General features: G+C 68.3%; 23 protein-coding genes. 10 read left to right on the top strand and 13 right to left on the bottom strand.

Going from position 1 to position 26,116, the window contains the following annotated elements; all coding sequences use genetic code 11:
- Positions 1-71 precede the first annotated feature (71 nt).
- Positions 72-1,448, bottom strand: a complete 1,377-nt coding sequence (locus tag A5696_RS07415; protein WP_067875707.1) for an FAD-binding oxidoreductase — start codon at positions 1,446-1,448, stop codon at positions 72-74.
- 156 nt (positions 1,449-1,604) lie between these two features.
- Here A5696_RS07415 and A5696_RS28835 point away from each other — a divergent pair, with 156 nt between their 5' ends.
- Positions 1,605-4,514: a helix-turn-helix transcriptional regulator gene (locus A5696_RS28835; RefSeq protein ID WP_067875705.1), complete on the top strand. Its 2,910-nt coding sequence runs from the start codon at positions 1,605-1,607 to the stop codon at positions 4,512-4,514.
- Positions 4,515-4,520: 6 nt separating this feature from the next.
- Here the strand turns inward: A5696_RS28835 and A5696_RS07405 are convergent, their stop codons facing one another.
- Together A5696_RS07405 and A5696_RS07400 are read right to left on the bottom strand one after the other, a co-directional pair.
- Entirely contained in the window at positions 4,521-4,790 is a 270-nt protein-coding gene (locus tag A5696_RS07405) for a DUF4242 domain-containing protein (protein WP_067875702.1), read from the bottom strand.
- 75 nt (positions 4,791-4,865) lie between these two features.
- A complete protein-coding gene (locus A5696_RS07400) occupies positions 4,866-5,324 on the bottom strand; it encodes a MarR family winged helix-turn-helix transcriptional regulator (protein ID WP_067875700.1) in 459 nt (152 codons plus the stop codon).
- Between the two features lie 75 nt (positions 5,325-5,399).
- On the opposite strand from A5696_RS07400, the gene A5696_RS07395 reads away from it, so the two are divergent.
- Positions 5,400-6,341 carry a PHB depolymerase family esterase gene (locus A5696_RS07395; RefSeq protein WP_067875697.1) on the top strand — a complete coding sequence of 314 codons (942 nt, stop codon included), beginning with the start codon at positions 5,400-5,402 and terminating at the stop codon, positions 6,339-6,341.
- Between the two features lie 21 nt (positions 6,342-6,362).
- Here A5696_RS07395 and A5696_RS07390 read toward each other — a convergent pair whose 3' ends face one another.
- Positions 6,363-7,073: a TetR/AcrR family transcriptional regulator gene (locus A5696_RS07390; protein ID WP_231964255.1), complete on the bottom strand. Its 711-nt coding sequence runs from the start codon at positions 7,071-7,073 to the stop codon at positions 6,363-6,365.
- A gap of 144 nt (positions 7,074-7,217) precedes the next feature.
- Between A5696_RS07390 and A5696_RS07385 the strand changes: the two genes are divergently transcribed.
- Together A5696_RS07385 and A5696_RS07380 are read left to right on the top strand one after the other, a co-directional pair.
- Positions 7,218-10,250, top strand: a complete 3,033-nt coding sequence (locus A5696_RS07385) for an RND family transporter (RefSeq protein ID WP_067875692.1) — start codon at positions 7,218-7,220, stop codon at positions 10,248-10,250.
- Positions 10,251-10,299: 49 nt separating this feature from the next.
- Complete coding sequence (locus tag A5696_RS07380) at positions 10,300-10,797, top strand: nitroreductase family deazaflavin-dependent oxidoreductase (protein WP_156738288.1); 498 nt, start codon at positions 10,300-10,302, stop codon at positions 10,795-10,797.
- Here the strand turns inward: A5696_RS07380 and A5696_RS07375 are convergent, their stop codons facing one another.
- A complete protein-coding gene (locus A5696_RS07375) occupies positions 10,798-11,403 on the bottom strand; it encodes a TetR/AcrR family transcriptional regulator (RefSeq protein WP_067875687.1) in 606 nt (201 codons plus the stop codon).
- A 66-nt stretch (positions 11,404-11,469) separates the two neighbouring features.
- Here A5696_RS07375 and A5696_RS07370 point away from each other — a divergent pair, with 66 nt between their 5' ends.
- The 3 genes from A5696_RS07370 (at position 11,470) to fadD1 (ending at position 15,111) form a co-directional block, all read left to right on the top strand.
- Positions 11,470-12,300 (top strand): alpha/beta fold hydrolase, encoded by an 831-nt coding sequence (locus tag A5696_RS07370; RefSeq protein WP_067875684.1) that lies wholly within the window; start codon positions 11,470-11,472, stop codon positions 12,298-12,300.
- A 36-nt stretch (positions 12,301-12,336) separates the two neighbouring features.
- Entirely contained in the window at positions 12,337-13,098 is a 762-nt protein-coding gene (locus A5696_RS07365; protein WP_067875681.1) for an SDR family NAD(P)-dependent oxidoreductase, read from the top strand.
- A 396-nt stretch (positions 13,099-13,494) separates the two neighbouring features.
- Complete coding sequence (fadD1, locus tag A5696_RS07360; RefSeq protein ID WP_067875678.1) at positions 13,495-15,111, top strand: fatty-acid--CoA ligase FadD1; 1,617 nt, start codon at positions 13,495-13,497, stop codon at positions 15,109-15,111.
- Between the two features lie 23 nt (positions 15,112-15,134).
- On the opposite strand, the gene A5696_RS07355 is transcribed toward fadD1, so the two are convergent.
- Genes A5696_RS07355 through A5696_RS07330 form a run of 6 tightly spaced genes read right to left on the bottom strand, consistent with a single transcriptional unit; the run spans position 15,135 to position 21,383 of the window.
- A complete protein-coding gene (locus A5696_RS07355) occupies positions 15,135-15,788 on the bottom strand; it encodes a PadR family transcriptional regulator (RefSeq protein ID WP_067875675.1) in 654 nt (217 codons plus the stop codon).
- Positions 15,785-16,207 (bottom strand): Zn-ribbon domain-containing OB-fold protein, encoded by a 423-nt coding sequence (locus A5696_RS07350; RefSeq protein WP_067875674.1) that lies wholly within the window; start codon positions 16,205-16,207, stop codon positions 15,785-15,787. Before A5696_RS07350 ends, A5696_RS07355 begins: the two co-directional genes overlap by 4 nt.
- Positions 16,204-17,370: a thiolase family protein gene (locus tag A5696_RS07345; protein ID WP_067875671.1), complete on the bottom strand. Its 1,167-nt coding sequence runs from the start codon at positions 17,368-17,370 to the stop codon at positions 16,204-16,206. Before A5696_RS07345 ends, A5696_RS07350 begins: the two co-directional genes overlap by 4 nt.
- Positions 17,360-17,689 carry a hypothetical protein gene (locus A5696_RS07340; RefSeq protein WP_067875668.1) on the bottom strand — a complete coding sequence of 110 codons (330 nt, stop codon included), beginning with the start codon at positions 17,687-17,689 and terminating at the stop codon, positions 17,360-17,362. Before A5696_RS07340 ends, A5696_RS07345 begins: the two co-directional genes overlap by 11 nt.
- Before the next feature lie 2 nt (positions 17,690-17,691).
- The gene (locus tag A5696_RS07335) at positions 17,692-20,028 is read right to left on the bottom strand and encodes a CoA transferase (protein WP_067875666.1); all 2,337 of its coding nucleotides are present in this window, start codon (positions 20,026-20,028) and stop codon (positions 17,692-17,694) included.
- A 2-nt stretch (positions 20,029-20,030) separates the two neighbouring features.
- The gene (locus A5696_RS07330) at positions 20,031-21,383 is read right to left on the bottom strand and encodes an amidohydrolase family protein (protein WP_067875663.1); all 1,353 of its coding nucleotides are present in this window, start codon (positions 21,381-21,383) and stop codon (positions 20,031-20,033) included.
- A gap of 307 nt (positions 21,384-21,690) precedes the next feature.
- Between A5696_RS07330 and A5696_RS26955 the strand changes: the two genes are divergently transcribed.
- The 3 genes from A5696_RS26955 (at position 21,691) to A5696_RS07320 (ending at position 24,406) form a co-directional block, all read left to right on the top strand.
- Positions 21,691-22,023, top strand: coding sequence for a hypothetical protein (locus tag A5696_RS26955; RefSeq protein ID WP_082956536.1), 333 nt, complete (start codon positions 21,691-21,693; stop codon positions 22,021-22,023).
- A 110-nt stretch (positions 22,024-22,133) separates the two neighbouring features.
- Positions 22,134-23,237 carry a DUF1214 domain-containing protein gene (locus A5696_RS07325; protein ID WP_067875660.1) on the top strand — a complete coding sequence of 368 codons (1,104 nt, stop codon included), beginning with the start codon at positions 22,134-22,136 and terminating at the stop codon, positions 23,235-23,237.
- Complete coding sequence (locus A5696_RS07320; protein WP_067875658.1) at positions 23,234-24,406, top strand: sulfotransferase; 1,173 nt, start codon at positions 23,234-23,236, stop codon at positions 24,404-24,406. The genes A5696_RS07325 and A5696_RS07320 overlap by 4 nt, the downstream gene beginning before the upstream one ends.
- 79 nt (positions 24,407-24,485) lie before the next feature.
- Here A5696_RS07320 and A5696_RS07315 read toward each other — a convergent pair whose 3' ends face one another.
- Entirely contained in the window at positions 24,486-24,899 is a 414-nt protein-coding gene (locus A5696_RS07315; protein WP_067875655.1) for a Zn-ribbon domain-containing OB-fold protein, read from the bottom strand.
- A 2-nt stretch (positions 24,900-24,901) separates the two neighbouring features.
- Positions 24,902-26,110 (bottom strand): thiolase family protein, encoded by a 1,209-nt coding sequence (locus A5696_RS07310; protein WP_067875652.1) that lies wholly within the window; start codon positions 26,108-26,110, stop codon positions 24,902-24,904.
- Between the last annotated feature and the right edge of the window lie 6 nt (positions 26,111-26,116).

Genomic DNA, 26,116 nt, shown 5'->3' with positions numbered 1-26,116 from the left:
CACGACCCAATGGGTTCAGTGGCTTCAGTGGCTTCGGCGGCTTCAAACCAGCTGTCGCACGACCGATTCTGTCATCCCGCCGGCAGGATGTTCTGGTTGATGTGGAACACGTTGCCCGGATCGTATTGCGCCTTGATCTCGGTGAGGCGCTGGTAATTCGGGCCGTAGGTCGCGCGGACCCGGTCCTGGCCCTCGTCCATCATGAAGTTGACGTAGGCACCGCCGGCCGAGTGCGGGTGAATGGCTTCCCAGTACTCCTTCGTCCAGCGCTTCAACACCTCGGCGTTGGCCGGGTCGGGGTCGACGCCGGCGATGACCTGTGAGAAGTTCACGTCCCGGTAGGCCCACGCGGTGGCGGTCTGGCCGACCCGCTGGACCGCGCCGTCGACCGGGTACAGGTGCATCGTCGAGTGCATCGTCGGCAGCTCCTCGGTGAAGTGGGCATGGGCCGCCACCGCGGCGTCCGGCACCGTACGGATGAAGTCCCCGCGCCAATACCATTGCAGGCCTTTGGGATACAGCGTATCGAAGGTGGACTGCAGCACGGGATAGGGGGCCGTGGTCACGCCATCGAAGGCCGGCCGCATCTGCCGGACCGGCGCGAACGCCTCGTCGGCCCGAGCGGGATCGCCGGTGTAGCACCACATCACGGCGCACACCTTGTGCAGGTGAAAAGCCTCGGGAAAGTGCGGCGACGGCGGCACCGTCATGCTCGCGAAGAAGCCGTAGAGCTCCTCGTCCTGGGCCGGCAGGAAGTCCCGGTACCAGCCGAGGATGTCGGCGGTGGCCGACGACGGCCACGCCGTGGGACCGCAGATCACGGTGTGCACCGGATGCAGCCGGAACGTGAACGATGTGACCACGCCGAAGTTTCCGCCGCCTCCGCGCAGCGCCCAGAACAATTCGGGGTGCTCCGCCTCGGATGCGGTCACCACGCGACCGTCCGCCAGCACGACCTCGGCCTCCAACAAGTTGTCGATGGTCAGGCCGTACTTGCGGGTCAGGTAGCCGTGGCCGCCGCCCAGGGTAAGCCCGCCGACGCCGGTGCTGGAGATGATGCCGGACGGCGTCGCGAACCCGTGCGCGTGGGTCGCGCCGTCCACCCGCCCCCACGTGGCCCCGCCCTGCACGCGGGCGACGCGCCGTTCGGCGTCCACGTCCACGCGGTTCATCGGCGAGAGATCGATGACGAGTCCGCCCTCGACGCAACCGAAACCGGGTCCATTGTGGCCGCCGCCGCGAACGGCGACCGCGAGGTTCGACGTGCGGGCGTGGTCGAGAGCGCCCGCGATGTCGGTCGGGCTCGCGCAGCGCACGATCACCGCGGGCCGCTTGTCGATCATGGCGTTGTGCAACGCCCGAGCCTCGTCGTAGCCGGCGTCACCGGGGAGGATGACCCTCGCCCCGAATCGGCCACGTAGTTCCTCGGTTGCGGTTGTCAGGCTCATGGCCGCATCTCCTTGTTTGCTCCCGGGTAGTGATGCCGCGACGCTACGACGGGAGAAGGCCACGCGTCATGACCACAACGGAGCATTTCCGGGACACTCAACGATAGTCACATCTGACTATCGACCGACGGACATCAGCGCGGTTACCTTGTTTGCATGGCGCAGTGGGTGCCGCCACCGCTTCCGGCGGAACTGGTGGCACGCCGTCGCGGCCCGCTGGTGGGTCGCGACGCCGAACTCGCGGCGTTCGAGCGGGCCTGGGAGCGCGTCGAGCGCGGCGACCGCCAGGCGGTGTTCATCGGCGGTGAGCCCGGGGCGGGCAAGACGCGGTTGGCCGCCGAGGTGGCCGGGACGCTGGCCGACCACGACGTCGCGGTGCTGGCGGGCCGCTCGACGGCCGACGACGACGTCCCGTACGCACCGTTCGCCGAGGCGCTGGATCGCATGCTGACCGCCGCCCCCGCCGGCTCGATGGCAAACCTGCTCGCCGACGCGGGGCCCCAGCTGCGGCGGCTGTCCGCCCACGTGGACCGGCACGTGCCCGAGGCCGAGCCGGCGATGGACGTCGGGTCGCCGCGGCAGGCGCTCTTCGACGCCTTGACGGGCTTTTTGCGCCGCCTGGCGGCCGACCGCCCGATCGCGTTGATCCTCGACGACCTGCATTGGGCGCAGCTGCCCACCCTCGCGATGCTCGAACGCGTCCTGATCGGCTGCGCCGATGTCCGCTTGCTGGTGGTGTCCACGTTCCGCACCACCGAACCCGACCGCTCCGACGAGCTCACCACCCGGGTGGCCGAACTGCACCGCTTCGAGGGGGTCCGGCGCCTGGATCTCGCCGGGCTGGACACCGAGGCGATCGCCGAGTTCGTCAGCCGGACCCAGCAGCTGGCCCCCGCGACCGCTCGCACGGCCGCCGCCCTGCTGCGCGACAAGACCGGCGGCAACCCGTTTTTCCTGACCGAACTCGTCAACGACCTGGAGAACCGCGGCGGGCTGGCCATGTTGAGCGCTCACCGAACCGTGCCGTCTTCCATCGGGGACGCCATTGCCCGCCGCCTTGCCGGACTGGGGGCCGGCGTCCGTGGCGTCATCGAACAGGCCGCGGTGCTGGGCGAAACGTTCGACCTGCCCGCCCTCGTCGCCGCCAGCGAAACCGATCTGCCGGCGACCCTGGCCGCCGTCGACTCCGCCGAAGCCGTCGGGCTGATCCGGCCGGTTCGCGACTCCGACGGCGACTTCTCGTTCGTGCACGCGCTCACCCGCGAGGCCGTGTTCGGTGGGATGGCGGCCTCGCGACTGCGAATCATGCACGCACGCGCCGCCGAGGCGCTCGAGGGGCGCGCGGACCCGTCCGTCGTTCCCCGCCTGGCGAACCACTACCTGCGCGCGCACGTGCTGGGCTACCACGAGCAGGCGTTGCGCTACGCGCACCAGGCGGCCCGGATGGCCGAACAGAGCCTGGCTTACGAGGACGCGGCGAGGTGGTTCGAGCGGGCGGCGTCGCTGCCCGAACTGAGCCGCGCCGACCGGGCGCGGCTGGACCTCGATGCGGCGGCAAATCATGTGCGCGCCGGCGATTTCGCGCGCTCGCGGGCGATCTACGAACGCCTCAGCGCGATGGACGACCCGCTCATCCGCCTGGGGGCAGCCGTCGGTTACGAGGAGGCGAATTGGCGCCGGGGACAGTCTGATTCGACGGCGGCCGACCTGCTCGCGTCGGCGCTGGAATCCTGCGGGCTGACAACCGACGACCTGCGCTACATCCAGGCGCTCGGCAGTTTCGGGAGGGCGCTGGCATTCGCGGGCGAGGCGGAGCGCGCACGCGAGATCGGCAACAAAGCCATCGACTGTGCGCGAGCCGCCGGCGATCCCGCGGTCTTGATGCACACCCTGAAGGCCAGCCTGTGGCACGGGCTCACCCCGGAGCTCTGCGAAATCCAGGCGGAGCGTTCGGCCGAGGTATCGCGCATGGCGCTGGCGCGCCGCAACTACGAGGTGCTGGGCGCGTCGTCCCACTTTCGCGCCATGGTCAGCTATCTGGCCGGCCGGCCCGACGACCTGGCCGCATCGTCCGCGGACATGCGCCGGGCCGGCGACGCCATCGGACAGCCGGTCTTCGGTTTCGTCGGCGCCTGCGTCGAGCAGGCGCTGGCCTACCTGCGCGGTGACTTCACCGGCGCGCAGCGGTGGGCCGACATCGCTTTGCGCACCGGTGACTTGTTCGACGCGGACGACACCAAGGGCTCCAACGGGGTCCAGATGTTCATGATCCAGCGCGAGACCGGGGACCTGAAAACGTTCGCCGAATTCATCGACGGCAGTGAGACTTTCGCGGGGCGGTGGGTTCCCGGTCTGCTCGCGTTGTACACCGAGCTCGGCTGCGAGGCGGGCATGACCCGCGCCCTCAACCACCTGATCAACCGCAAACTCGGCGACCGCACCAACGAGGCGCAGTGGCCGATGGAGCTGGTGTTCATGATCGAGGCCGCGTTGCAGCTGGGCAACCGCGAGGCGCTGCACGCGCTGCGTCCCTATGTGTCCCGCTACGCCGGCAAGAACCTGGTCGCCGGCCAGTTCGTCGCCCTGTTCGGCAGCGCCGACCGGTATCTCGCCCGGATGGCGGCACTCGACGGCGACACGGCCGCGGCCCAGCGGCATTTCGATGCGGCGCTCGAGATGGATCGGCGGATGGGCTCGGTGGTTCACATCAGCGAGACGCTGGCCCGGCTCGCCGCCTTCGCCGCGTCGGCCGGCGACACCGACGGGGCGCGGCGCCTGGCCGACGAGGCGCGCGCCCTCGCGGTGCAGATCGGCCAGAACCGGGTCGTCGACCTGGTGGATTCGCTGCTGACGGGAGGCCCCGTCGGCCCGGATGGCCTGACCGAACGCGAGGTCGAGGTGCTGCGCCTGCTCGCGGAGGGGCTGAGCAATCGGGCGATCGGCGAACGCCTCTACATCAGCACCAACACGGCCGCCAACCATGTGCGCAACATCCTGATCAAGACGGGCGCGGCCAATCGCACGCAGGCGGCGATGTATGCCGCCGATCACGAGCTGCTCGGCTGAGCTGCCTCAAATCGCCGACAACCCCCCGTCGGGCATGACGCGATCACGCACCTCGACGATGACGTCGGCGGGCAGGCCGGCCCGCGCGGCCGCGGTCCGGATCGCCTCGGGCGACGGCGCCTCGTACAGGCAGTAGGTCTTCCGCTTGTCGGCGGAGAGAAACGAGTACATCCAGCGCACCCCCTCGTGGTCGTTGATCCGGTTGATGCCGTCGGCGACCTCGAAGCTCGGTTCCATTTCCTCGGCAAAGTTGCGCTCGACCATGAAGATGGGCACGGCGGACTCCTGTCATTGTGTTGGGTCGAACCTACGCCCTATAGAAGGCCGGGACCCGGCAATTCCCGACCGGCTTCAATCGGAGGACGCGTCGGCCTCACTGGAGAGCAACGTCTGCAGGGTTTCGCGCAGTTCGCCCAACCGTTGCGGCCCCAGTACCTCTTTCCAGCGCTGCTCCAAAGCGACTGCGTTGGAACGCATCACGCGCAGCGCCTCGCGGCCGCGCGGCGTCAGCTCGATGATCCGGGCTCGGGCGTCGGCGGGATCGATCACCCGGGTGACATAGCCGTGCCGCTCCAGGCTGGCTATCCCCTGGGCCACCGCCTGGCGGCTCACCCTGAGCCGGTCGGCCAGATCCGACGCGTGCAGTCCGCCGGCCGCCAGGGGCACCAGGGCAACCGCTTGCGCCGGGCGGATGCCGTCGAGTCCGGCGACGGCGAAGGCCGCCCTCAACCGCGGCGCCCCCGAGGCGGCCACCAAATTCACCAGCGCCGGGACGGTGGGCTTCCACTCGGCATCGGCAACGCGTCGCATGCAAACGAGTGTGCCACTCCAGCGGAGTTTGACAAGCTGCTTGTCAAATATTGCGATCGGTGCCACCATGGCTCCATGCGGTCGCCACACGCTCTGGCACTCGTCGTCGGTCTCCTCTCGGTCTTGGCGGTCGTGCTCGGCGGTTGTGTGGGCGGCGGGCACGCGTTGGGATCCCCCGGTTCCCAATCGATTCCGGTCGGGCAGTCCACCCAGACGATCGACTCGGGCGGCGTCGACCGGACCTTTCACCTGTACCGGCCTCAGGGCCTGCCGGACGCGGTACCGCTCGTGGTGATGCTGCACGGCGGGTTCGGCAACGGCGCCCAGGCCGAGCGGTCCTACAACTGGGACGCCGAGGCCGACAACGGGCACTTCCTGGTCGTTTACCCCGACGGCCTCAATCGCGCCTGGAATGCCGGGACGTGCTGCGGGCAACCGCAGCGCGACAACGTCGACGACGTCGGTTTCCTCACCTCGATGGTCGGAGCCATCGAGCGGGAAATTCCGATCGATCGCGCGCGCGTCTACGCCACCGGCATGTCGAACGGGGCCATGATGGCGCTTCGGCTGGGCTGCCAGACCGACACCTTCGCCGCCATCGCCCCGGTGGCCGGCACGCTGCTGACCGACTGTTCCCAGGCGCGTCCGACATCCGTGCTACAGATCCACGGCACCGCCGACGACCGGGTCCCCTACACCGGCGGACCCGGAAAAGCCTTCGCTATCAACGGAAATCCCCGCGTCGACGGGCCCTCGGTGGAGGCGGTCAACGCCACCTGGCGGTCCATCGACGGGTGCGGACCACCGACGTCGACCACCGCCGGCAGCGTGACCACCCAAACGGCGGGGTGCCCGGACGGACGCACGGTGGAGCTCATCTCGGTCGCGGGCGCCGGCCATCAATGGCCCGGCGGCCAGCCCAGCCCGCTCGCCGAGCTCGCCGGGATTCCCGAGCCGTCGACGGCGCTCAACGCCACCGACACCGTCTGGCAATTCCTTGCCCAGCAGCATCGGTGAGACCGCGGACGGCGCGCCGGGCTAGATATCTTCAGCGCCCGCACTGCTATTCGGTGGCGTGAGTCGGCGTTCAAGCGCGCCCGTGATGTCGGTCGTGGTCACGACGAGGGCGATCATGAATTCGATCAGCTGGTCTTGGCTGACATTGACCTGGTGTCGGTACCACTGGGTGGTCAGTTCGAGGAGGCCACCAACGACCGTCAGCGCGGTCAGCGTGACGTTGTCGTCGCTTCCGGCGGCGTCGCCGAGGAGGGCCCGCACCTGACTGACCACGATGCCGGCGAGGACCTCGATCACCTCGTGGCGACGGCCCGAGAGCGCCTCGGCCGTCTGCAGCTCGATCAGTAACCGTGGTCGCCGTGAGTCCTCGCCGAGGAAGTCGAACGCGAACTCGAGGACGGCCCGGGCGCGGGCTTCGAGTTGGTGCGGTGAGTTGGCGACCGTCGCCATGATTCCCGTCAGCGCCAGGGTGAACTGGTCATCGAAAGTCGCGATCAGCAGCTCATGGCAGTCGCGGAAGCTCTCGTAGAAATACCGATCGTTCAGACCGGCTCTCGCGCTGACGGCCCGGACGCGCAGATTGCTCACACCGTGCTCGGCGACCGTGTCGAGGGCGGCGTCGATGAGTTGCCGGCGGCGCTGCTCACGTCGTTGCTCGGCGGTCAGACCACGATGCACTGCCATACCTGCGTTGAACCCTCCAATCCGGCCCGGACTTGCGCTCGCGCCCAACTTTGGTGAAGGATATCACCAAAGCAGTTTGGTGAAGCACTTCACCAATATGACAGGGGGCGTAGGGATGGAAAGTCCGATCTTTCTTCAGCCGGTGCACGTGCCGGGCGGGTGCGGACTGCTGCGGAATCGCCGGGGGCGGCGATGACGGGGGCTGGCAGCGGTGCGACGGCGACCGTCGAGGCGCCGCGTCGTGATGCCGGGCCGCGCCGACGCAGCGGTGAGTACAGTGCGCGCCTTGCCGCGTTGGGCCAGTTCACCCTTCGCCACAAAGCTTTGGTGATCGGGGCGTGGATCGGCGCCGCTGCCGTCCTCGCCGTCATCTTCCCGCAGTTAGAGGCCGTGGTCCGACAGCAATCGGTACAACTTTTGCCGAATGACACGGGGTCGTTTCAAGCGCTCGACCGCATGACGACGGCGTTCGGCGAGCGGGGCGCCAAGACCTCGATTGTCGTCGCGATGGAAGACCCGGCGGGGCTGACCCCGTCGGCGCGGCAACGCTACAACAACCTCGTGGCCGCCCTGCGCGCCGACAAACCGCACATCCTGCTGGTGCAGGACCTCCTTGCGGACCCGACTACCCGGACGCAGGCGGTGAGCAAAGATGGCAGAGCCTGGTTCCTGCCGGTCGGAATCGCCGGCACGCTGGGCGACCCCCGGGCGGCCGAGTCCGTCGACGCCGTGCGCGCGATCGCATCCACCCAGTTCGCCGGATCCTCGACGATCGCCTACGTCACGGGCCCGGCTGCGACATTCCGCGATCAGATCGCCTCGGGCGAACGGGAGTTGCTCATCATCTCGGTCGCGACCGCGGCACTCATCGCGGTCATCCTGCTGCTGGTCTATCGCTCGGTGGCCACCGCCGTGCTACCACTGCTGGTCATCGCCGCGAGCCTGGCCGTCGGCCGGGGCGTCCTGTCGGCACTGGGTGAATTCGGCGTGCCGGTTTCGCAGTTCACCGTCGCTTTCATGACCGCCGTTCTCCTGGGCGCCGGCACCGACTACAGCGTGTTCCTGATCAGCCGCTACCACGAGCAGCGGCGAAACGGCACAGCCCCAGACCAGGCGATCGTCCACGCGTGCGGCAGCATCGGCCGCGTCATTCTGGCTTCCGCCGCCACGGTCGCTTTGGCGTTGGCGTCCATGGTGTTCGCGCGCCTGAGCGCCTTCCAAGGGGTTGGCCCCGCCTGCGCCGTTGCCGTGCTGATCGGGTTCCTGGCCACCGTCACGCTGTTGCCGCCGCTGCTGGCGCTCGCCGCGAAACGCGGCATCGCCGAGCCTCGCGCCGATTTGTCCCGCCGGTATTGGAACCGCATTGGCGTATTGGTCGTGCGACGGCCGGCGCCGTTGCTGGCCGCAAGCCTCGTGATACTGCTTGCCCTCTCCGCCGTCGTGGTCACCATGACGATCAGCTACGACGACCGCAAAGGGCAACCCGCCGGCACCGCGAGCAACCGCGGCTACCAGCTGTTGGATCGCCACTTCCCCAAAGACACCGTCGTCGGCGAATTCCTGCTGGTGCAATCCGGCACCGACCTGCGCACGGCGAAAGGGCTGGCCGACCTCGACGCGCTGGCGTCGCGGGTCGCCCAGCTGCCCGGGGTCATCCGCGTCTCCGGCGTCACCCGCCCAACCGGGAACCGGCTCGATCAAGCGCAATTGTCTTGGCAGAACGGGCGAATCGGCGACAAGATGGCAAGCGCGGCCGCCGACGGGGAAGCCCACAAAGACGACCTCGCGAAGCTCACCACCGGAGCCGACCAACTCGCCGCGGGCCTGGGCCAGCTCGACACCACACTGCGTCGCGCACTGACGCCGCTGACGGGCCTGTTGAAGCAAGCTCAAAACGCGGGCCAAAGGCTGGAGAGCGGCCGCCCCCTGCTGCAACAACTCGACGCCACCGCACCCGCTGTCGATCAAGCCGTACATAGCGGCGCCGGGCTGGGGCCCCTCGCCCGACAGGCCGCCACCGCCATTGCCACAATCGAACCCCTCGTCGAAAGCCTCAATACCTCGGCATGGTGCGCGACCATGCCGCAATGCGCGCAACTGCGCGACGAAACCCGGGTACTCGTCACGCTGCGCAACGACGGATTCTTCGACGAGGTCGCCGGTCTCAGTGACCAATTCGGCCAAACCGCCACTCTCGCCGGCACCCTCAGTGACGTCCAAAACGCCGCCAGCACCATGCGGCAAGCCCTCGGCGCGACAGGCGACCCCGGCGACATCGTCGGCAACGTCCACCGCCTGCAGGATGGTGTCGGCCGACTCGCCTCGGGCGCCCGGGCGCTGGCCGCCGGCGTGCGTGCGCTCGCCGACAGCAACATTCAACTGCTCAGCGGCATGAGCCAAGTCGCCGCCCAGCTACAGAACTCCGCCCGCGCAACCTCGGGCTCGGACGCCGCCTCGGGGTTCTATCTCCCCCCCGCCACATTCGAGAATCGCCAATTCAGCGACGTGGCACGCCAATTCATTTCCCCCGACGGCCGCACCGCCCGATTCGCCGTCACAACCTCGTACGATCCCTACTCCGGCGAGGCGATGGCCCTGAACCACGCGATCATCGACACGGCGAACGCGGCCAGGCCCAACACCTCGCTGGCCGGCACCACCGTCTCCATGGCCGGGTTCACCGCCGTCAACTCCGACCTCCAGCACCTGCTGTCCGCGGACTTCAGCCGCCTTGCCGCCGCTACCCTGCTGATCGTCGGCGTCGTCCTGATCCTGCTGCTGCGCGCCGTTGTCGCCCCGCTCTACCTGCTGGGCACCGTGGTGTTGAACTACTTCGCCGCCCTGGGCCTGGGAGTGCTGGTCTTCCAGTATGGATTCGGCCACGCCATCGCCTGGCCGGTGCCGCTTCTGGCGTTCATCCTGCTGATCGCGGTCGGCGCCGACTACAACATGCTGGTGATCTCCCGCCTGCGCGAAGAATCGGGCCGCAACATGCGCGTCGGCGTCCTGCGGACCGTGACCAGCACCGGCTCCGTCATCACCTCGGCGGGGCTGATCTTCGCCGCAAGCATGTTCGGACTCATGATCGGATCGCTCGACATGATGATCCAGGCCGGGTTCATCATCGGCTGCGGGATCCTGCTGGACACTTTCGTCGTCCGGACGCTCACCGTCCCCGCGATCGCCACGCTCGTACGCGAGAGGAGCTGGTGGCCACATCGATGAGGAGCTTTTGCCCGACGCGCGCGGCGACGCCGGCAGATACGCTGCCCGTATGCGAACTGGGCTGGCATCCCCCTTGTTTCGGGTGGTCTACAGGCTCAGCCTGACGCTGGGCGCCGTGGCGGCGATGTGGCTATTGGTCAGTTATGCGGTGGCGAAGGTCGTGCAGCACGACCCACGGCTGCGACCCACATTGCTCAAGCCGTACAACAAGATCATTGGCCCGATTGCGGGCAGGCCGCATTCACCGTATGCGCTCCTCGAACACGTCGGGCGTCGTACCGGTCGCACGTACGTGACACCCGTGGGCGCCTTCCCTTACGAGGGCGGGTTCGTCATCGGGTTGTCGTATGGCGCCGACGTGGATTGGTGCCGAAACCTCATGGCTTCCGGTCGCGCGGCCCTGACGTGGCACGGGCGCACCTTCAGCCTCGAACGCCCGGAGATCATCCCCATGAGCCCGGCTGTGCTGCAAGCAGTTCCATCATATTTCCGGCTGCCGGCACGGGAGCTCAAGCAGTTCGTGTGGCTGCATCCGCCAAGCGCCTGACTACCCGTTCAGCATCGCGTCGATGAGCCGGTGCAGCACCTCTCCGGTCTCGCGCCGCGCGCGTCTCGGGTCGTCGGCGGTGGCGATGACCATGGCCGCCTCGTCGAGCGCGCCGATGAGTATGTGCGCCAACGGTCGCATCGGTTGCTCGGCCAGCTGGCCGGCCTTGACGGCCTCGGCGAGCAGCTGTTCGGTCATGCCCAGGCTGTAGCGCTGGGCGACGTCGCGGAAGGCGGGCCAGCCGAGCACGCTGGGCGCATCCAGCAAGATCAGCTGGCGCACCTCCGGGTCGCCGGAGACGTCGAGCCAGGCATCGACGGCGGCCCGGATCGCGTCCGCGGGCGTCGTCGCCCCCGACTCGGCCACCAGCGTGGCCATCCGGGCCATCACGTCCTGCTCGACGGCCTCGACCACCTCACTGAAAAGCGTTGCCTTATCGGCGAACTGGTGGTACATCGCGCCGCGGGTAACGCCCGCGGTCGCGGCGATCTCCGGGGTCCCGACCTCGGCGTACCCGCGCAGGCCCCACAGCTTGCGGGCAGCCGAGATCAGCGCGTCGCGGGTCGCCGCGGAGCGCTCCTCCTGGGTCCGTCTCTTGATTTCCATACAGCCTGTTGGTAACTTACGAACAGACAGCCTGTTTGTAAGTGTATCTCGAAGGTGGGGTCAGCTATGTCGACGATCGACATTAATGCCGGAACCATTCATTACGAAGCAACCGGCCCCGAGAACGGCAGGCCCGTGGTGTTCGTGCACGGGTACATGATGGGCGGCCAACTCTGGCGCCAGGTCAGTGAACGGCTCGCGCGGCTCGGCCTGCGCTGCATCGCCCCGACCTGGCCGCTGGGCGCGCACCCGCAGCCCCTGCGCCCCGGCGCCGACCGCACCATCACCGGCGTGGCCGGCATCGTCGCCGATGTGCTTGCCGCGCTCGAGCTCGAGGACGTGGTGCTGGTCGGCAACGACACCGGCGGGGTCGTCACGCAACTCGTCGCGGTGCACCGTCCCGAGCGGCTGGGCGCGCTCGTGCTCACCAGTTGCGATGCCTTCGAACACTTTCCGCCGCCGATCCTCAAGCCGGTGATCCTGGCGGCCAAGTCCAAGACGATGTTCAAGGCGGTCGCCCAGGCCATGCGGGCGCCCGCCGCGCGCAAGCGCGCGTTCGACGGCCTGGCGCATCGCAACATCGACGACCTCACCCAGGCCTGGGTGCGCCCGGGGCTATCCGATCCGGCCATCGCCGAAGACCTGCGCCGGTTCACCCTGTCGCTGCGCACCGAGGTGACCACCGGTGTCGCCGCCCGGCTGTCCGAGATCGAGATACCCACTCTCGTCGCCTGGTCGGCCGACGACGTGTTCTTCGAGCTTGGTGACGGCGAACGGCTGGCCGCGACCATCCCCAACGCCCGCCTCGAGGTCATCGAGGGGGCGCGCACCTTCTCGATGGTGGACCAGCCGCAACGGCTCGCCGACCTGCTGTCGTCCATCGCCGTGCGCACCTAGGGCCCGCCGGCGCTTGCGGGCGCTACGCTCTCGGTCATGCAAAACGTGCTGCAGGGCCGGCGGATCCTGGTGACCGGCGGAGCGACCGGCATCGGCGCGGCCGCGATCGGGGTCCTCACCGACGCGGGGGCCGAGGTCGTCGGCACCTACCACCGGACCCCGCCGCCGGACGGCCTCGCGGCCACCTGGCTGCAGTGCGACGTTCGCGAGGCCGACGCCGTTTCGGCGATGGTCCAGCAGGCGGCCGAGCGGCTCGGCGGGCTCGACGTCCTGGTGAACGCCGCGGGGCTGTGGCAGGCCGGCATCCCTGGCTACATCGGCGTCGACGACATCTCGTTCCTGCTCGACACCAACGTCAAAGCGACGATCCTCACCAACCAGGCCGCCTACGCGGTGATGAAGGGCCAAGATCCCAAGGGTGGCCGGATCATCAACTTCGGATCATCCGAAGCCGTGATGGGCAGCGCCATCTCGGCGGTCTACGCCGCGACCAAGGGCGCGGTACAGGCGTGGACGCGATCGGCCGCGAAAGCCTGGGGCGCCGACAACATCACGGTCAATGCCTTGGCACCGGCGGTGCAGACACCCGGCTCCGCCCGCTTCCGGGAATTCCTCGGCCCGGAGGCCGGCGCCCTCATCGACCAACAGATGCAGATGATGATCCCGATCGGCGGGGCGCTGGGCGAGCCGGCGCGAGACGTGGGGCCGATGCTGGTCTTTCTGGCCGGCGCCGGTTCACACTTCATCACCGGGCAGCTGCTCGCCGTCGACGGGGGCCTGATGATGGTGGGCGGCTAGCGTCGTGAGTCGTTAATCGGGGGGCCGGCCTCACTCAGGTTCGCCGAACGTGGGGGATATGCACGAAAATCCTTGGAAAAGAGTGCATACGCCCCACGCTCGACGCGGTCTGGGACCGTTCGGGATTGTGAGAATTCGCGACGGAATTGGCGCACTCGATTCCTCAGCACGACCAGCGACCTGTGCAGCTCGAACAGCATGAGCCAATGATGGCCCGCATATGCAACCAGACCGGTTATGTACACGGTCTTCGATGGGGAACCCTCGCCGAAATGGGCATGAAAACTTCTACAACACAAGGTGTTGTCACGCCTGCGGTCCGCCATAACCGCGAGCGGAGCCGCCCGCTACTATAAGACGGACCGTCTCGTCTCGTAGTGGAGGTGGACCGAGCCGATGGCTGACGACACGATTCAGGCGCTGCTGCGCAAGCGCCTGTCCGACCCGGCTGTCGCGGTCAAACACGGTACCCTGCAATGGAGTTGGAGCCAGTACCTGGCCGGATCGACCGCGCGCGCCGCGGCCTTCATCGCCGCCGCCGACCCGCAACGGCCGCTGCACGTCGGCGCCCTGCTGGGCAACACCCCCGAGATGCTGGCACAGATGGCGGCAGCGGGGCTCGGCGGCTACGTGCTGTGCGGCCTGAACACCACGCGGCGCGGCGAGGCCCTGGCCGCGGACGTCCGGCGGGCGCACTGTCAGTTCCTCGTGACCGATGCCGAGCACCGGCCGCTGCTGGACGGTATGAACCTCGAGGGAACCCGGATCCTGGACACCTCGGCGCCGCAGTGGGCCGAATTCCTCGGCGGCGCCGGCGAATTCGTCCCGCATCGCGAAGTCACCGCGATGGACGCGTTCATGATGATCTTCACCTCGGGAACGAGCGGCAATCCCAAGGCGGTGCAGGTATCCCACCTGATGGCGACGTTCGCCGGTATCAACCTGGTGCAGCGCTTCGCGCTGTCCGCACAGGACACCTGTTACGTGTCAATGCCGCTGTTTCACTCCAACGCCGTCGTGGCCGGATGGGCGCCCGCCGTGGTCTCCGGCGCCGCGATCGTGCCGGCGAAATTTTCGGCCAGCAACTTCCTCGACGACATCCGCCGCTACGGCGCCACCTACATGAACTACGTCGGGAAACCCCTCGCCTACATTCTCGCCACCGCCGAGCGTCCCGACGACGCCGACAACCCGCTGCGGGTGGCGTTCGGTAATGAGGCCAACGACAAGGACATCGAGGAGTTCGCGCGCCGGTTCGGGGTTCAGGTAGAGGACGGGTTCGGCTCGACGGAGAACGCGGTCATCGTGATCCGCGAACCCGGCACGCCGAACGGCTCGATCGGCCGGGGCGTCGAGGGGGTCGCGATTTACAACAGCGAAACCGTCACCGAATGCGCCGTCGCGCGCTTCGACGCCAAGGGCGCGCTGGCCAACGCCGACGAGGCCGTGGGCGAATTGGTCAACACCAGCGGATCCGGTTTCTTCACCGGCTACTACAACGACCCCGACGCCAACGCCGAACGGATGCGCCACGGCATGTACTGGTCCGGCGACCTCGCCTACCGGGACGCCGAGGGCTGGATCTACCTGGCCGGCCGCACCGCTGACTGGATGCGGGTCGACGGCGAGAATCTGGCCGCGGCGCCCATCGAACGAATCCTGTTGCGGCACAGCGTGATCAACCGCGCGGCGGTGTACGCCGTCCCCGATGAGCGGGTCGGGGACCAGGTGATGGCAGCGATCGTCCTCAACGACGGCGCGCAGCTCCGGCCCGACGAGTTCGAGGCGTTTTTGGGCGCGCAGCCCGACCTGTCCCCGAAGGCCTGGCCGCGCTATGTCCGCATCGCCGCCGACCTCCCCAGCACCGCCACCCACAAGGTGCTCAAGCGCCAGCTGATCGCCGAGGGAACGGTGGCCGGCGAGGGCGAAGTCCTGTGGGAGCGCGCAGCGCGCGGCACCGCGTATCGCAAGCGCGGCGTAGCCGGGCGCTGCGGGTCGCCACCGTCGGCCTAGCGCTGCGGGTCACCACCGTCGGTCTAGCCCGGCTCCCGGCGTGCCCGGCGGCGGATCTGCCCCTTCGACCGTCGCACCCGTTTGACGGGGTCCCGGCTTGTGCCACTGGCGATCTCGTCGCGTAGCTGGGCGATGTTGGAGATTTCCGCATACAGGCCGCGGATCGCGTAGTCGAGGACCGCGAACGAGAAGCGCTGGTCCGGGTCGTCGACGATGCCGAGCTCGCGGGAGCGCTGCCTCGACCACAGCGCCTCGTCCAGCCGATCCCGGGTGGCCACGAGATGCCGCTCCAGCGCGTCGATCACACGTTCCGGCTCCTCGCCGCGGGCGAGCCAGGTCCGCAGGATGACCGGGTGCTTGATCACCACCTGATCCTGATCCGGAAAGTGCTGGACCCAGCGGCGCAGCGCATCCGCTCCGGCGTCCGTGGTCTCGTACAGCGTGATGGCACGCTTGCCCGATCGGGCTCCGATCTCGCTGACCATCCCACGCGCCAACAGCCGGTTCAGTTCGCGCCGCACATGGCTCACCGACGGCGACCAATAGAAGTGGCCCACCGACAGTTCGGCCCGCATCTTCACCTCGCCGGCGGTGAGTTGCTCGTCGTTGGCCGCCAGCACGCCCAGGACCAGGTAGGCGGTCACCGGCAGGCCGTTGCTGGTGCGCGCCACACTCATGGCAATCCGGTGAAATACGGCAGGGTCACGTCGGCGCCCACGGCGTGGAATTGCACCTGCACCCGCAAGCCGATCGCCAGGTCTTCCGGGTTTACACCGACGAGGTTGGTCAGCATCTGGTAGCCCTCGTCGAGCGTGACGATCGCCGGCGCGTAGGGCGGTTCGAACTCCGGGGTCACCGCGCGATGCACCAGGGTCCAGCTGTACACCTCGCCGAGGCCGCCGCCGCGTTCCCAGTGCAGCTCGGCCGAAAGGCATTGGCGGCAATGCTCGGTCGGCGGAAAGTTCGCGAGGCCGCACGCCTCGCAGCGTTGGTAGCGCAACTCCCCGGACCGGCAGCCCTGCCAGAAGGGGATGCTCTGCTGGCTGGCGGCGTGCGGCACGGGGCCGGTCTGCGGTCGCAGGGATTCTGTCGTCATGGCCGTTCGTCTCCGAGGATCAGGACGGTGGTGAACAAGGCGCCGGCCCCCCCGTTGCTGCACAACGCAACATGCGCGTCGGGCACCTGGAGGTCACCGGCCTGGCCGCGCAGCTGCTGGACGGCGCGGATGGCCCGCTGCATCATCTGCGGATTGGAGCCCGCGTGGCTGAATGACATGGTTCCCCCGTCGGTGGTGACCGGATGGCTGCCGTCGATGGCGATGTGACCGTCGGCGACGAACGGACCGCCCTCGCCATCGCCGCAGAATCCGAAAGCCTCGAGCTGGCGGATGATTTCGAACGAAAACGGATCGTAAAGTTCCAGCACGTCCACGTCGTCCGGACGCAGCCCGGCCTGGCTGAACGCGCGCTCCGCCGCGCGCCTGCCGACCACGCCGTTCACGTGATCGCCGCGCCGACCGGCCAGGTCCCACGCGGGCGGGTGCTGATACGACGGGCCGTGGAAGTCCGCACCGCTGCCCAACACGTAGATCGGTTGGCCGGCAACCTCTACCGTGCCGATGTTCGCCACGACCAGCGCGCATCCGCCCTCGGAGGTGGTGGCGCAGTCGAGAAGGTGGAAGGGGTCGGCGATCGGCCGTGACGCGGTGATGTCCTCTGGCGTGAACGGTCCCCGTTGGTAGTAGACGGCTTCGGGGTTGCGCGATCCGTTGTTGCGAATGGTTGCCGCGACGGTCGACAGTTGCTCGCGCGTCGTGCCGTAGACATGCATATGGCGCCGGGCGATGAGCGCGAACTCCGCGGTGGTGAACATTCCCCAAGGGGCCACGAATTCGTTCTCGGGCCGGGTCCACGGCGCCGTGGCCTCGTGATCGCGGTACTCCCCCGCCTGCGCGGCGACCAGGACGACGACGTCGGCCATGCCGTGTTCGATCGCGGTGGCCGCCTCGGTGATCATGCCGACCCCGAACGCGAGCCCCTGCCAGGCCGGCCCGAGGCGCAGGTCGTAGATCAACGTCGTGGACAGCGGCCCCGCGCTGACCCCGTCGACGTCGTCGAGGCTCAGGCCGGCGTCGTCGAGCGCGCCCTGAATCGCCTTGAGCGCCAGGCCTCGCGAGGTTTCGCCGTCCAGCCGGCGGCCCTGCCGGGTGTTGTGCACCCCGACGATCGCCGCGGTTCGCTTCGCCGGGCTAGTTTTCATCCGCGACCACTCCCAGGTAGGTGCCCACAACGTCGTATTCCCGCCCCTCACGGGTAATGGTCCCGATCGTCGTGGCCCGCCCCGCGGCGCGCGCCGTGCCGGGCTCGACCACGTCGATTCGCACGTCGACGGGCCGGGCCGTTTGCGGGTCGGTGATCTCGACGATCATCGCCACCGCCCGTTCGCGCTGGTCCCACTCGACGCCGGTGATCCGGTGCCGGGCGGTCAGCTCCATCACCACCGAGTCCTGCCGCACCAGGAACCGCACCGGTGCGCACAGCTCGCCGGCGCGCGGCGGAACACACAGCGTCACGGCCACTTTCACAGTCCCGCCGGACGCACGCTGGTGACCCCCGCGGCGCGCAGTCCGAGTATTTCCTGTGGGCCGCGTCCCAGAATGCCCGTCAGCACTTCGTCGGTGTGCTGCCCATACAGTGGCGGCACGCGTCGGATCCAGCGTCGGTGCTCGCCGACGAACGCGAAGGGCATGCCCGTGCACAGGAAGGAGCCTGCGACGGGATGGTCGACGGTTTCCCAGAAGCCGCGGGCGAGCAGTTGGGGGTCGCTCAGCAAGGCGGCGGGCGCGGTGACGCGGGCGGCGGCCACGCCGGCGCCCCGCAGCGCCGCGACCGCTTCGGCCACCGGGTGCCGCGCGGTCCAATCGGAGATCAGCTTGTCGATGTCGTCGGCGGCTTCCCGCCACGCGGCCTCGCGCGGACCGAGGTCGGGTCGGTGGATCAGCCGCGCCAGCGACACGCGCGCCGTGTCGTCCAGCGCGGCCAGCGCGACCCATTCGTCGTCACCCGGACACGGGTAGACGCCCTGCGGGGTCGCACCCGGCCCCCGGTTTCCGTTCCGGCACAGCTCGATTCCGTTGTGCGTGTACTCTACCAACATCTCGGCCGCCACGTTCAGCGCGGCCTCGACCATGGTCGATTCGACGTGCATCCCGGCCCCGTCCCGGTCGCGGATCGCCAGCGCCGCGATCGCGGCGAACGCGGCGTGCAGCCCCGCGATCGGGTCGCACACCCCGCGCGGGATCACCGGCGGGCCGTCGGCGTGTCCGGTCATCCATGCCATGCCCGTCGCCTGTTCCATGGTCTGGGCGAAGCCGACGCGGTCGCGCCAGGGTCCGTCGAGGCCGAACGCCGGCATCCGGACCATGATCGCGCGCGGATTGGCCGCGGCGACTGCGTCCCAGGTCAAACCGAAATTGTCCATCACCCGCGGCGAGAAGTTCTCTATCACGAGATCGCTTGCCGCGATGAGCTCCAAGGCGATGGCGCGCCCGGTGGCGGTGCTCAGCTCCAGACTCAGGTCGCGCTTGTTGTTGTTGCTGCACAAGAACACCGGGCCCCACTCCCACCACCGGTCCCAGTCGGGCGGGCGGCCGGCCGAGAACCTCATGCCGTCGGGGCGGCGTACACCCTCGAGCTTGATCACGTCGGCGCCGAGCGCCCCCAGGAACTGGGTGGCGACCGGTCCCGCCCAGAACGCGGTCAGGTCGGTGACCCGGATGTCGCACAACGGAAGCGCGCCCGCGTCCGGGCGACGACGGTCCGGTCGCGCAGGCCAGTGGACGCGGCCGTTGTCGGCGCCGTGACCCGGAGGCCGCCCGGGCCGCGCGGTCGCCATCGCCGCGCTGCGGTATGGCACTCGGGGCTGCAGCACTCCGGCCTCTGAGTCGACGAAGACGCCGCGCTGCACGAAGTGGTCGACGGTGGGCAACGTGGCCGGGGTGCCGATGGGGGCCACCGGGATGCGGAACGCCACGGCGATGTCGACGATCTCCCGGGTGGTGCGGGACATGGTCCACCGGGTGACCATGCCGAGGAACTCGTCGCGCCGTTCCACGCGGCCGGCGAACGAGGCCAACTCGGCGTCGTCAACCAGGTCGGCGCGATCGATCATCACCAGAAAGTCCTGGAACTGCTGCGCGGTGATGGTGCAGAACCCGACCATGCCGTCGGCGGTGGGAACGATCGACGGCAGTTCCAGGCTGCGTTGGTACAGCAGGGAATCGGCGCCGAGCACGCTGGCCGACATGGTGGACAGCCCGCCCATCGCGATGACCATCGCCTCGTACGTGGAGACGTCGACGACCTCGCCGCGCCCGCCGCGGGTGGCATGGCGTGCGGCGGCGGCGGCGACCGCCGCGGCGAAGGTGCCCGCCAGCCACTCGCCCAGCTGCCCGCCGGCCTGCACCGGCTCCTCTCCAGGCCAGCCCCGGCTGGCGATCGAGCCGCACAACGCCTGCAGGATGAACTCGTTGGCCACCACCCGGTCATCGACGTAGGGACCCGTCATGCCGAACGGCGTCACGGCGACCACCACCGCCGACGGGCCGGTGCGGGCCGTGATGTCGTCGATGCGCCAGCCGTCGGTCAGGTCGGTGAGTACGATGTCGGCGCCGGCCAGCAGCGCCGTCGCCTCCGCGTCGCTGTTCACCGATTTCTTGCCCGCCGCCAGGTAGCCGAACAGCGCCCCGGTGGGACCGCCGGGGCTGGCGGACCAGTTCCGCATCGAATCGCCTTGGCCTGATTCGAATTTCACGACCTCGGCGCCCGCGTCGGCGAGCATCTTGCCGCAGTAGGACACCGCGATGCCGTTGGACAGCTCCAGCACCCGCCAGCCGGCGAACGGCGCCCGGGCGGCCACGCTCAGTTGCCCAGGGTGGTGGCACGGAACCCGGCGGATCGCCGGGAAATATCAGAAGCTTCGGCCGTCACCTGCGACTGGAGGGCGAACTGCGTCATCCGGGTCCAGGCGTCGCGGTCACGCTGGCCGGCCCGGCGGCCGACATGGGTCACCACGTCGACGTCGGTGGCCTCCGCGCGGAGGTAGCCGGCGCGGGCTTGCTCTTTGGGGATGTACCGGAACGGGTCGAACGAGTATGCGGCCATGGCGTTTTCGTGGGTGATCTTGTTGATGACCGAGTCGTCCAGATGGCCCATCGTCTCGATGACGTCCTCGGGTGCGAACGGCCAGTTGCTGTCGGAATGCGGGAAGTCGGACTCCCAGCACAGCATGTCCTCGTTGAACCAGTCCATGTTGCGCACCCCGACCTTGTCGCTGATGAAGCAGGTGTAGAAGTGGCGCTTGAACACGTCGCTGGGTCCGCTGTAGCCGGGCGGGAACTTCGCGAGGGTCCAGCCCGAGTGCCGGTTGTAGACGTGCTCGGCGCGCCACAGGAAGTACGGGATCCAGCCGACGTCGCCCTCGGTGAGGGAGAACTTCAGTTGCGGGAAGTCCTCCCAGAACTCGGCCCAGAGCAGTTCGGTGAACGTGAACATGCTCATCATCGATGACGCCGTCATCTGCACGCTGGGCGGGGCGTCGCTGGACACCTGCGGCGATCGCGACGCCGAACCGACGTGCGTGCACAGCACCGTCTTGTTCTCGCAGGCGGCCTCGAACAGCGGATACCAGTAGCGAGTGTGAATGCTGGGCATTTGCAAGGCTTCCGGGTTCTCCGAGAACGTCACGGCGTGGCAGCCCTTGTCGGCCAGGCGTTGCACTTCCTTCGCCGCCTCGGCCACGTCGAACAGCGGCAGGATGCCGCACGGGATGAACCGGCCCGGGTAGGCGGCGCACCACTCGTCGACGTGCCAGTCGTTGTACGCCTTGATCATCACCAGGTTGACGTCGCGGTCGGGACCCTGGTTGAGAACCTGACCCGAGAAGCCGGTGAAGTTCGGGAAGTTCAGGCCCGCGAGCTGGCCGCCCGCGTTCATGTCGCGGACCCGTTCGTCGACGTTGAAGCAGCCCGGCCGCATCTCGTCGTAGCGCGAGGCGTCGATGTTGTACATCTCGCGGGGCTTGCCGGCGACGGCGTTCAGGCCCATGTTCCGCCCCCGGACCTCACCGTAATACCACTGCTCGACGCCGTCGGGTTCGGTGACGACCCGCGGCGCACGGTCCTTGAACCTGGCGGGGACATGCGCGTCGAACATGTCGGCCGGCTCGGCGATGTGATCATCCACGCTGATCAGGATCAGATCATCCTTGTTCATGGCCCACTCCCTCGCTTATCGACTAGTAGACAATGAGGTGAGTCACAGTGTCAACGCTCGGCGTTGCCGTGGGGGCGAGCGGCGGCGCGCGAAAATGGCTGGCTCCTAATGGCGTCCGTGGATATAGGCTCCCGCGCCGGGGCCCGCCTCCGCCGGCCGCATTTTTGCTCGATTCTCGAGCGCCGGACTATTAGTCCGTAAGCGGCCGAGCAGGGCAGTTGCCCTCATGTTGGGATCGGTAGCAGCACCGGCGGTATTTGCTTGCCTGACAACGCCCGCCATGAGACACCGGCGAAAGGACTCAGCCATGAAGCGAGGAATCGCGGGAGCCGCAACGACACTGTTGGCGTCCGGCTGCCTGGGGCTGGCCAGCCTTGTTCTCGGCGCGGGCACCGCCCAGGCCGACTCCCCCGGCCCGTACCGCTGGTGCCCGGGCGATTCCATGGTGTACCACGCCACCGTGGGCCCTCATACGGGCCCAGGCGTTGCCTACCAATGGGACATGAACGTTTGCCACACCTGGTACTGGGTGGCGAACGGAAAAGGCAACGTTCCGTACAAGGGCCACCTGCCCAGCGGTGTTTGGGACGGAGACAATCCGCCTCCTCTTCAACCCGATTGGTGCGACTTCTGCTCGTAGGCACCACACGCAACCCGCTGCCCCAAACCAGGCACTGAACCGGCAGGCCCTCTTGTCCTCGACGCCATGCCGGAGCAGCATCTCTAAGGGCTAGCGGGAAGCAGGAGAATATGACAGATATCCAGGCGCCGGTGTCGTCAGAACCAGCCGCGCCGAAGGCGCGCGCGGCGTGGCAGTTCTTCCAGCAGATGGTCACCGACGTCACCAAGATCGTGACCGAGGACGCCGAATCGGAACGCGAACTTCTCGAGGGACTGCGGGTCATCGCCCGCGTCTCGTCGTTGTGCTCGCAACTGTCCGTCGAGGCCGATCCCGACCGGCCGGCCTTCTTCGACATGTGCTCGGACACAAGGATGATCGGCGGACCCAACCCCGACGGCAACTACTACCTGGCGATGATCCGCGGCGACCGGCGCTACCGGATCACCGGCACCCGGGGCACCACTGCATACCTCGGCTTCCAGGTCCTCGCCGGCACCGGGATGACCCCGCGGCGAATGGCCAACTACCTCAGCGACACCGACCTCGCGCTCAACGGCGATGAATTCGCCCTCGTGCTCTCGACGGACGAGCCCGCCGATCTCGCGGGCGCGCAATGGGTCAAGATTCCCGACGATGCGTCCTCGGTCGTCGTCCGGGAGTACATCGGTGACCGCGCCCGCGAGCGGCTCAGCACCCTGAACATTGCGGCCCTCGACGCCGGACCGGTGACACCGCTGACCGACGTCGAGCTCGCCGACCAGTTCACCGCGATGGCGTGGACGCTGATGAAGCTCGTCACGATGCACCGCACGATCAAGCCCGAGCTCCTGGACAAGCCGAACACCCTGCTGACCGCCGAGGCGGCCGATCTCGGCGCCGCCGACACCACCCCGGACAACCTGTACATGATGGGGACCTTCCGCCTCGATCCGGGCCAGGCGTTGGTGCTCGACATCGCGCCACCCGATACGCGCTATTGGAACGTGACGCTGGAAAGCCTTTGGCACGAGTGCCTGGAGCCGCGGCGCCGGCACAGCTCGGTCACCAATCGTGCCGTGCGCCCCGACGCGGACGGTCGGGTGCGCATCGCAATCTCCGCGGAGGACATGGGATTTGGTCACTGGCTCGACACCGGCGGACGGCACCGCGGGTTCATCGTCGTGCGCTGGCTGGACAACCCCAGCCCGCCCGACGTCTCCGTCTCGGTCCGCGAGCGAAAGGAGCGGCCATGACCCTGCGGGAACGGTTCGCCCCGGAACAACTCATCGCCACCGCCTGCGAGGAGGCCGGAAGCGACGACTTCGGCGCGGATGGGTGGCAGGCCGGGCTGCAGCGCCTCACCGACGCGCTGGTCGACGAAGCGCGACTCTCGGCCATCGGTGTGGAGATCGCGCACCTCGACATCATGCGTGCCCTGAAGAACCGGCTCGGTGTGATCGACTGGCGCAACACGCATCCCGACATCGCCGCCAAGCCGATCACCGCGCCGATCTTCATCGTCGGCCAGCCCCGCACCGGCACCACGATCCTCTATGACCTGCTCACCCAGGACCCCGATCTGCGGGCGCCGCTGACGTGGGAGGTCGACGCGCCCTGTCCGGTCCCACAGCCGGGGACCTATCACACCGACCCGCGCATCGCTTCGACGCAGGCCGGCATCGAGTTCTCCGAACAGATCATCCCCGGCTTCCTGGCATTCCACCCGATGGGCGCTCTCGTCGGGCAGGAGTGCGTGCGCATCACCGCCAGCGAGTTCACCAGCATGATCTATTCGGTGCAGTACCGCGTGCCGAGCTACTACCGTTGGCTGTTGTATGAGGCGGATCATGCCAGCGCCTACCGGTTCCACCGAATCTTCCTGCAGCACCTGCAGTCCGGCGTTCCCGGGCAGTGGCTGCTGAAATCGCCCGCGCACCTGTGGCATCTCGATGACCTTTTCGCCGAGTACCCCGACGCGCTGATCGTCCAGACGCACCGCGACCCCCTCAATGTCATCTCGTCCATCGCCGCGCTGACCCACCACCTCCGGCGGATGGGCAGCGACGAGTCGAACATCGCCGAATGCGCCGCGCAGTCCTACGAGGAGATCGTCGTCGGCCTCGATCGGGAAATGGCGCTGCGCGAGGCCGGCGCCATCCCGTCCGGACGCGTGATCGACGTGTTGTTCACCGATTTCGTGAACGACCCGTGGACGACCATCAAAGACATCTACCAGAGGCTGGGCCGCGAACTGAAACCCGAAGCCGCGCAGAGGATGCGGGACTTCCTCGCCACCCATCCGGGCGACGGCGGCGCCAGTCGCTACACGTGGGCCGACACCGGCCTGGACGCCGGCGAGGTCCGCGAGAGGGTGCGCGCCTACCAGGACCGCTACGGGGTGCCGACCGAGCGACTGCGCTGAATCCCGGCGCTTCACAACCAGATCGACGGCAGCGTGCAAAAGTTCGAGAGGACGTGTCGACAACGTCGATCTCGACGCGCTAAACGTCGGCGGGTTCGTAGCGCAGCATCGTGACGTCGTGCTTTGGGTAGTCGCAGAACACCGGGCGCACCCGCATCCCGACCCGCAGGTCGTCGGGATCGACGTTGACCATCTCGGTGGAAAACCTCGGGCCTTCGTCCCATTCGACGATGGCGAGCAGCTGCGGGACGGCGTCGGCGAAGTGCGGGCCGACGGGTCGGCGGGCGACCGTGAACGAGTACAGCGTTCCCATGCCGGAGATCTCGCGCCATTCCAGGTCGTCGGCCAGCGTGCGCGGTGCGCGCACCCGCGGGTAGAACACATAGCTTTCGGAGGACGGCGAGTACTGGACGACGATGCGGTGCTGCGCCAGCGCATCCCAAAACGGCGCTGTGGTGGGAGTTTTGACGGGCATGGGCCGTTCGAAGTCCATCGTCAGTCCCCCTGCAGGATGAGCGTGGTCTGCTCGGACAGGATGCCGCCGTTGCCGGACACGAAGGCGCTGTTGCAGTCGGCGACCTGGGCGGCGCCCGCGCGGCCCATGATCTGGCGGGTGGCGTCGCACACGTGATGCATGCCACCCGCCAGTCCGGCCTGGCCGAACCCCAGCTGGCCGCCGGCGGTGTTCAGCGGGAAGTCGCCGCGGAAGGTCAGGTTGTGGTTGGCCACGAATTCCATGCCTTTGCCCTTCTCGCAGAACCCGGCGTCCTCCAGCGACAGCAGCACGGTGATGGTGTAGCAGTCGTAGATCGACACCATGTCCATGTCGTCGCGGCACAGATCCGTCATGGCGAAGGCCGTGTCGGCGGCCGCGGCGATCGGGGTGCGCAGCAGGTCCTCGGCATAGGTGGGCGTCTTGAACGGCACGTGCTCGCCGAATCCCTTGATCCATACCGGACGGTGGCGCGCCCGCCTGGCGAGGTCGGCGTTCGCGACGACGACCGCGGCGCCCCCGACGCAGGGCATCACGATCTCCAGCATGTGCAGCGGGTCGGCGATGACCGGGCTGGCGAGGACGTCCTCGACGGTGAGCGGCTTGTCCTTCCAGATCGCGCCCTCGGTGTGGTTGGCGTTGACCCGCTGGTCGACGACGATCTTGGCCATCGCCCGCTCGTCGTAACCGTAGACTGCGGCGTAGCGCGTGGCCACCTGGCCGTAGGGGCCGTTCTGGCCGAGGTTACCGTACGGGATCTCGAATTCGGCCTGGGGAGAGCCGTATTGGTTGCTCGACGAGCCGAAGAACATCGCGTCGACGATCCGCCTGGGCTTCTTCTTCGACGAAGGCGTGATGTAGCGGGCGGGCAGTGCGCACAGGACCGCGTCGCAGATGCCGAGCTCGATCGCCGCGGCCGCACGCCAGACCATCGCGGCGGCGCTGGCCCCGCCGAGGTCCACCAGCTCGGCGAATCTTGCTCCTACGCCGAGGTATTCCGCGATCGTCGAGGGTACGAAGATCTCCGACTCGGCCAGGTGCGAGGCCGCGATGCCATTGACTACGTCACCCGGCAATCCGGCGTCCGCGAGCGCGGCCGCGGCGAGTTCGGTCCATTGTTCGAGCACGAAGGGCGCCGGCGTGGCCTTGGCCAGCCGCTCGGGCGGCAGCTCGACGTAGCCGACGATCGCGGCTTCTCCACGTAATCCCATGCTGTG

It is taken from the genome of Mycobacterium sp. E2699, assembly GCF_001666745.1.
In the GTDB taxonomy this organism is placed as follows: domain Bacteria; phylum Actinomycetota; class Actinomycetes; order Mycobacteriales; family Mycobacteriaceae; genus Mycobacterium.
This window is presented reverse-complemented; position numbering and strand designations above follow the sequence as displayed.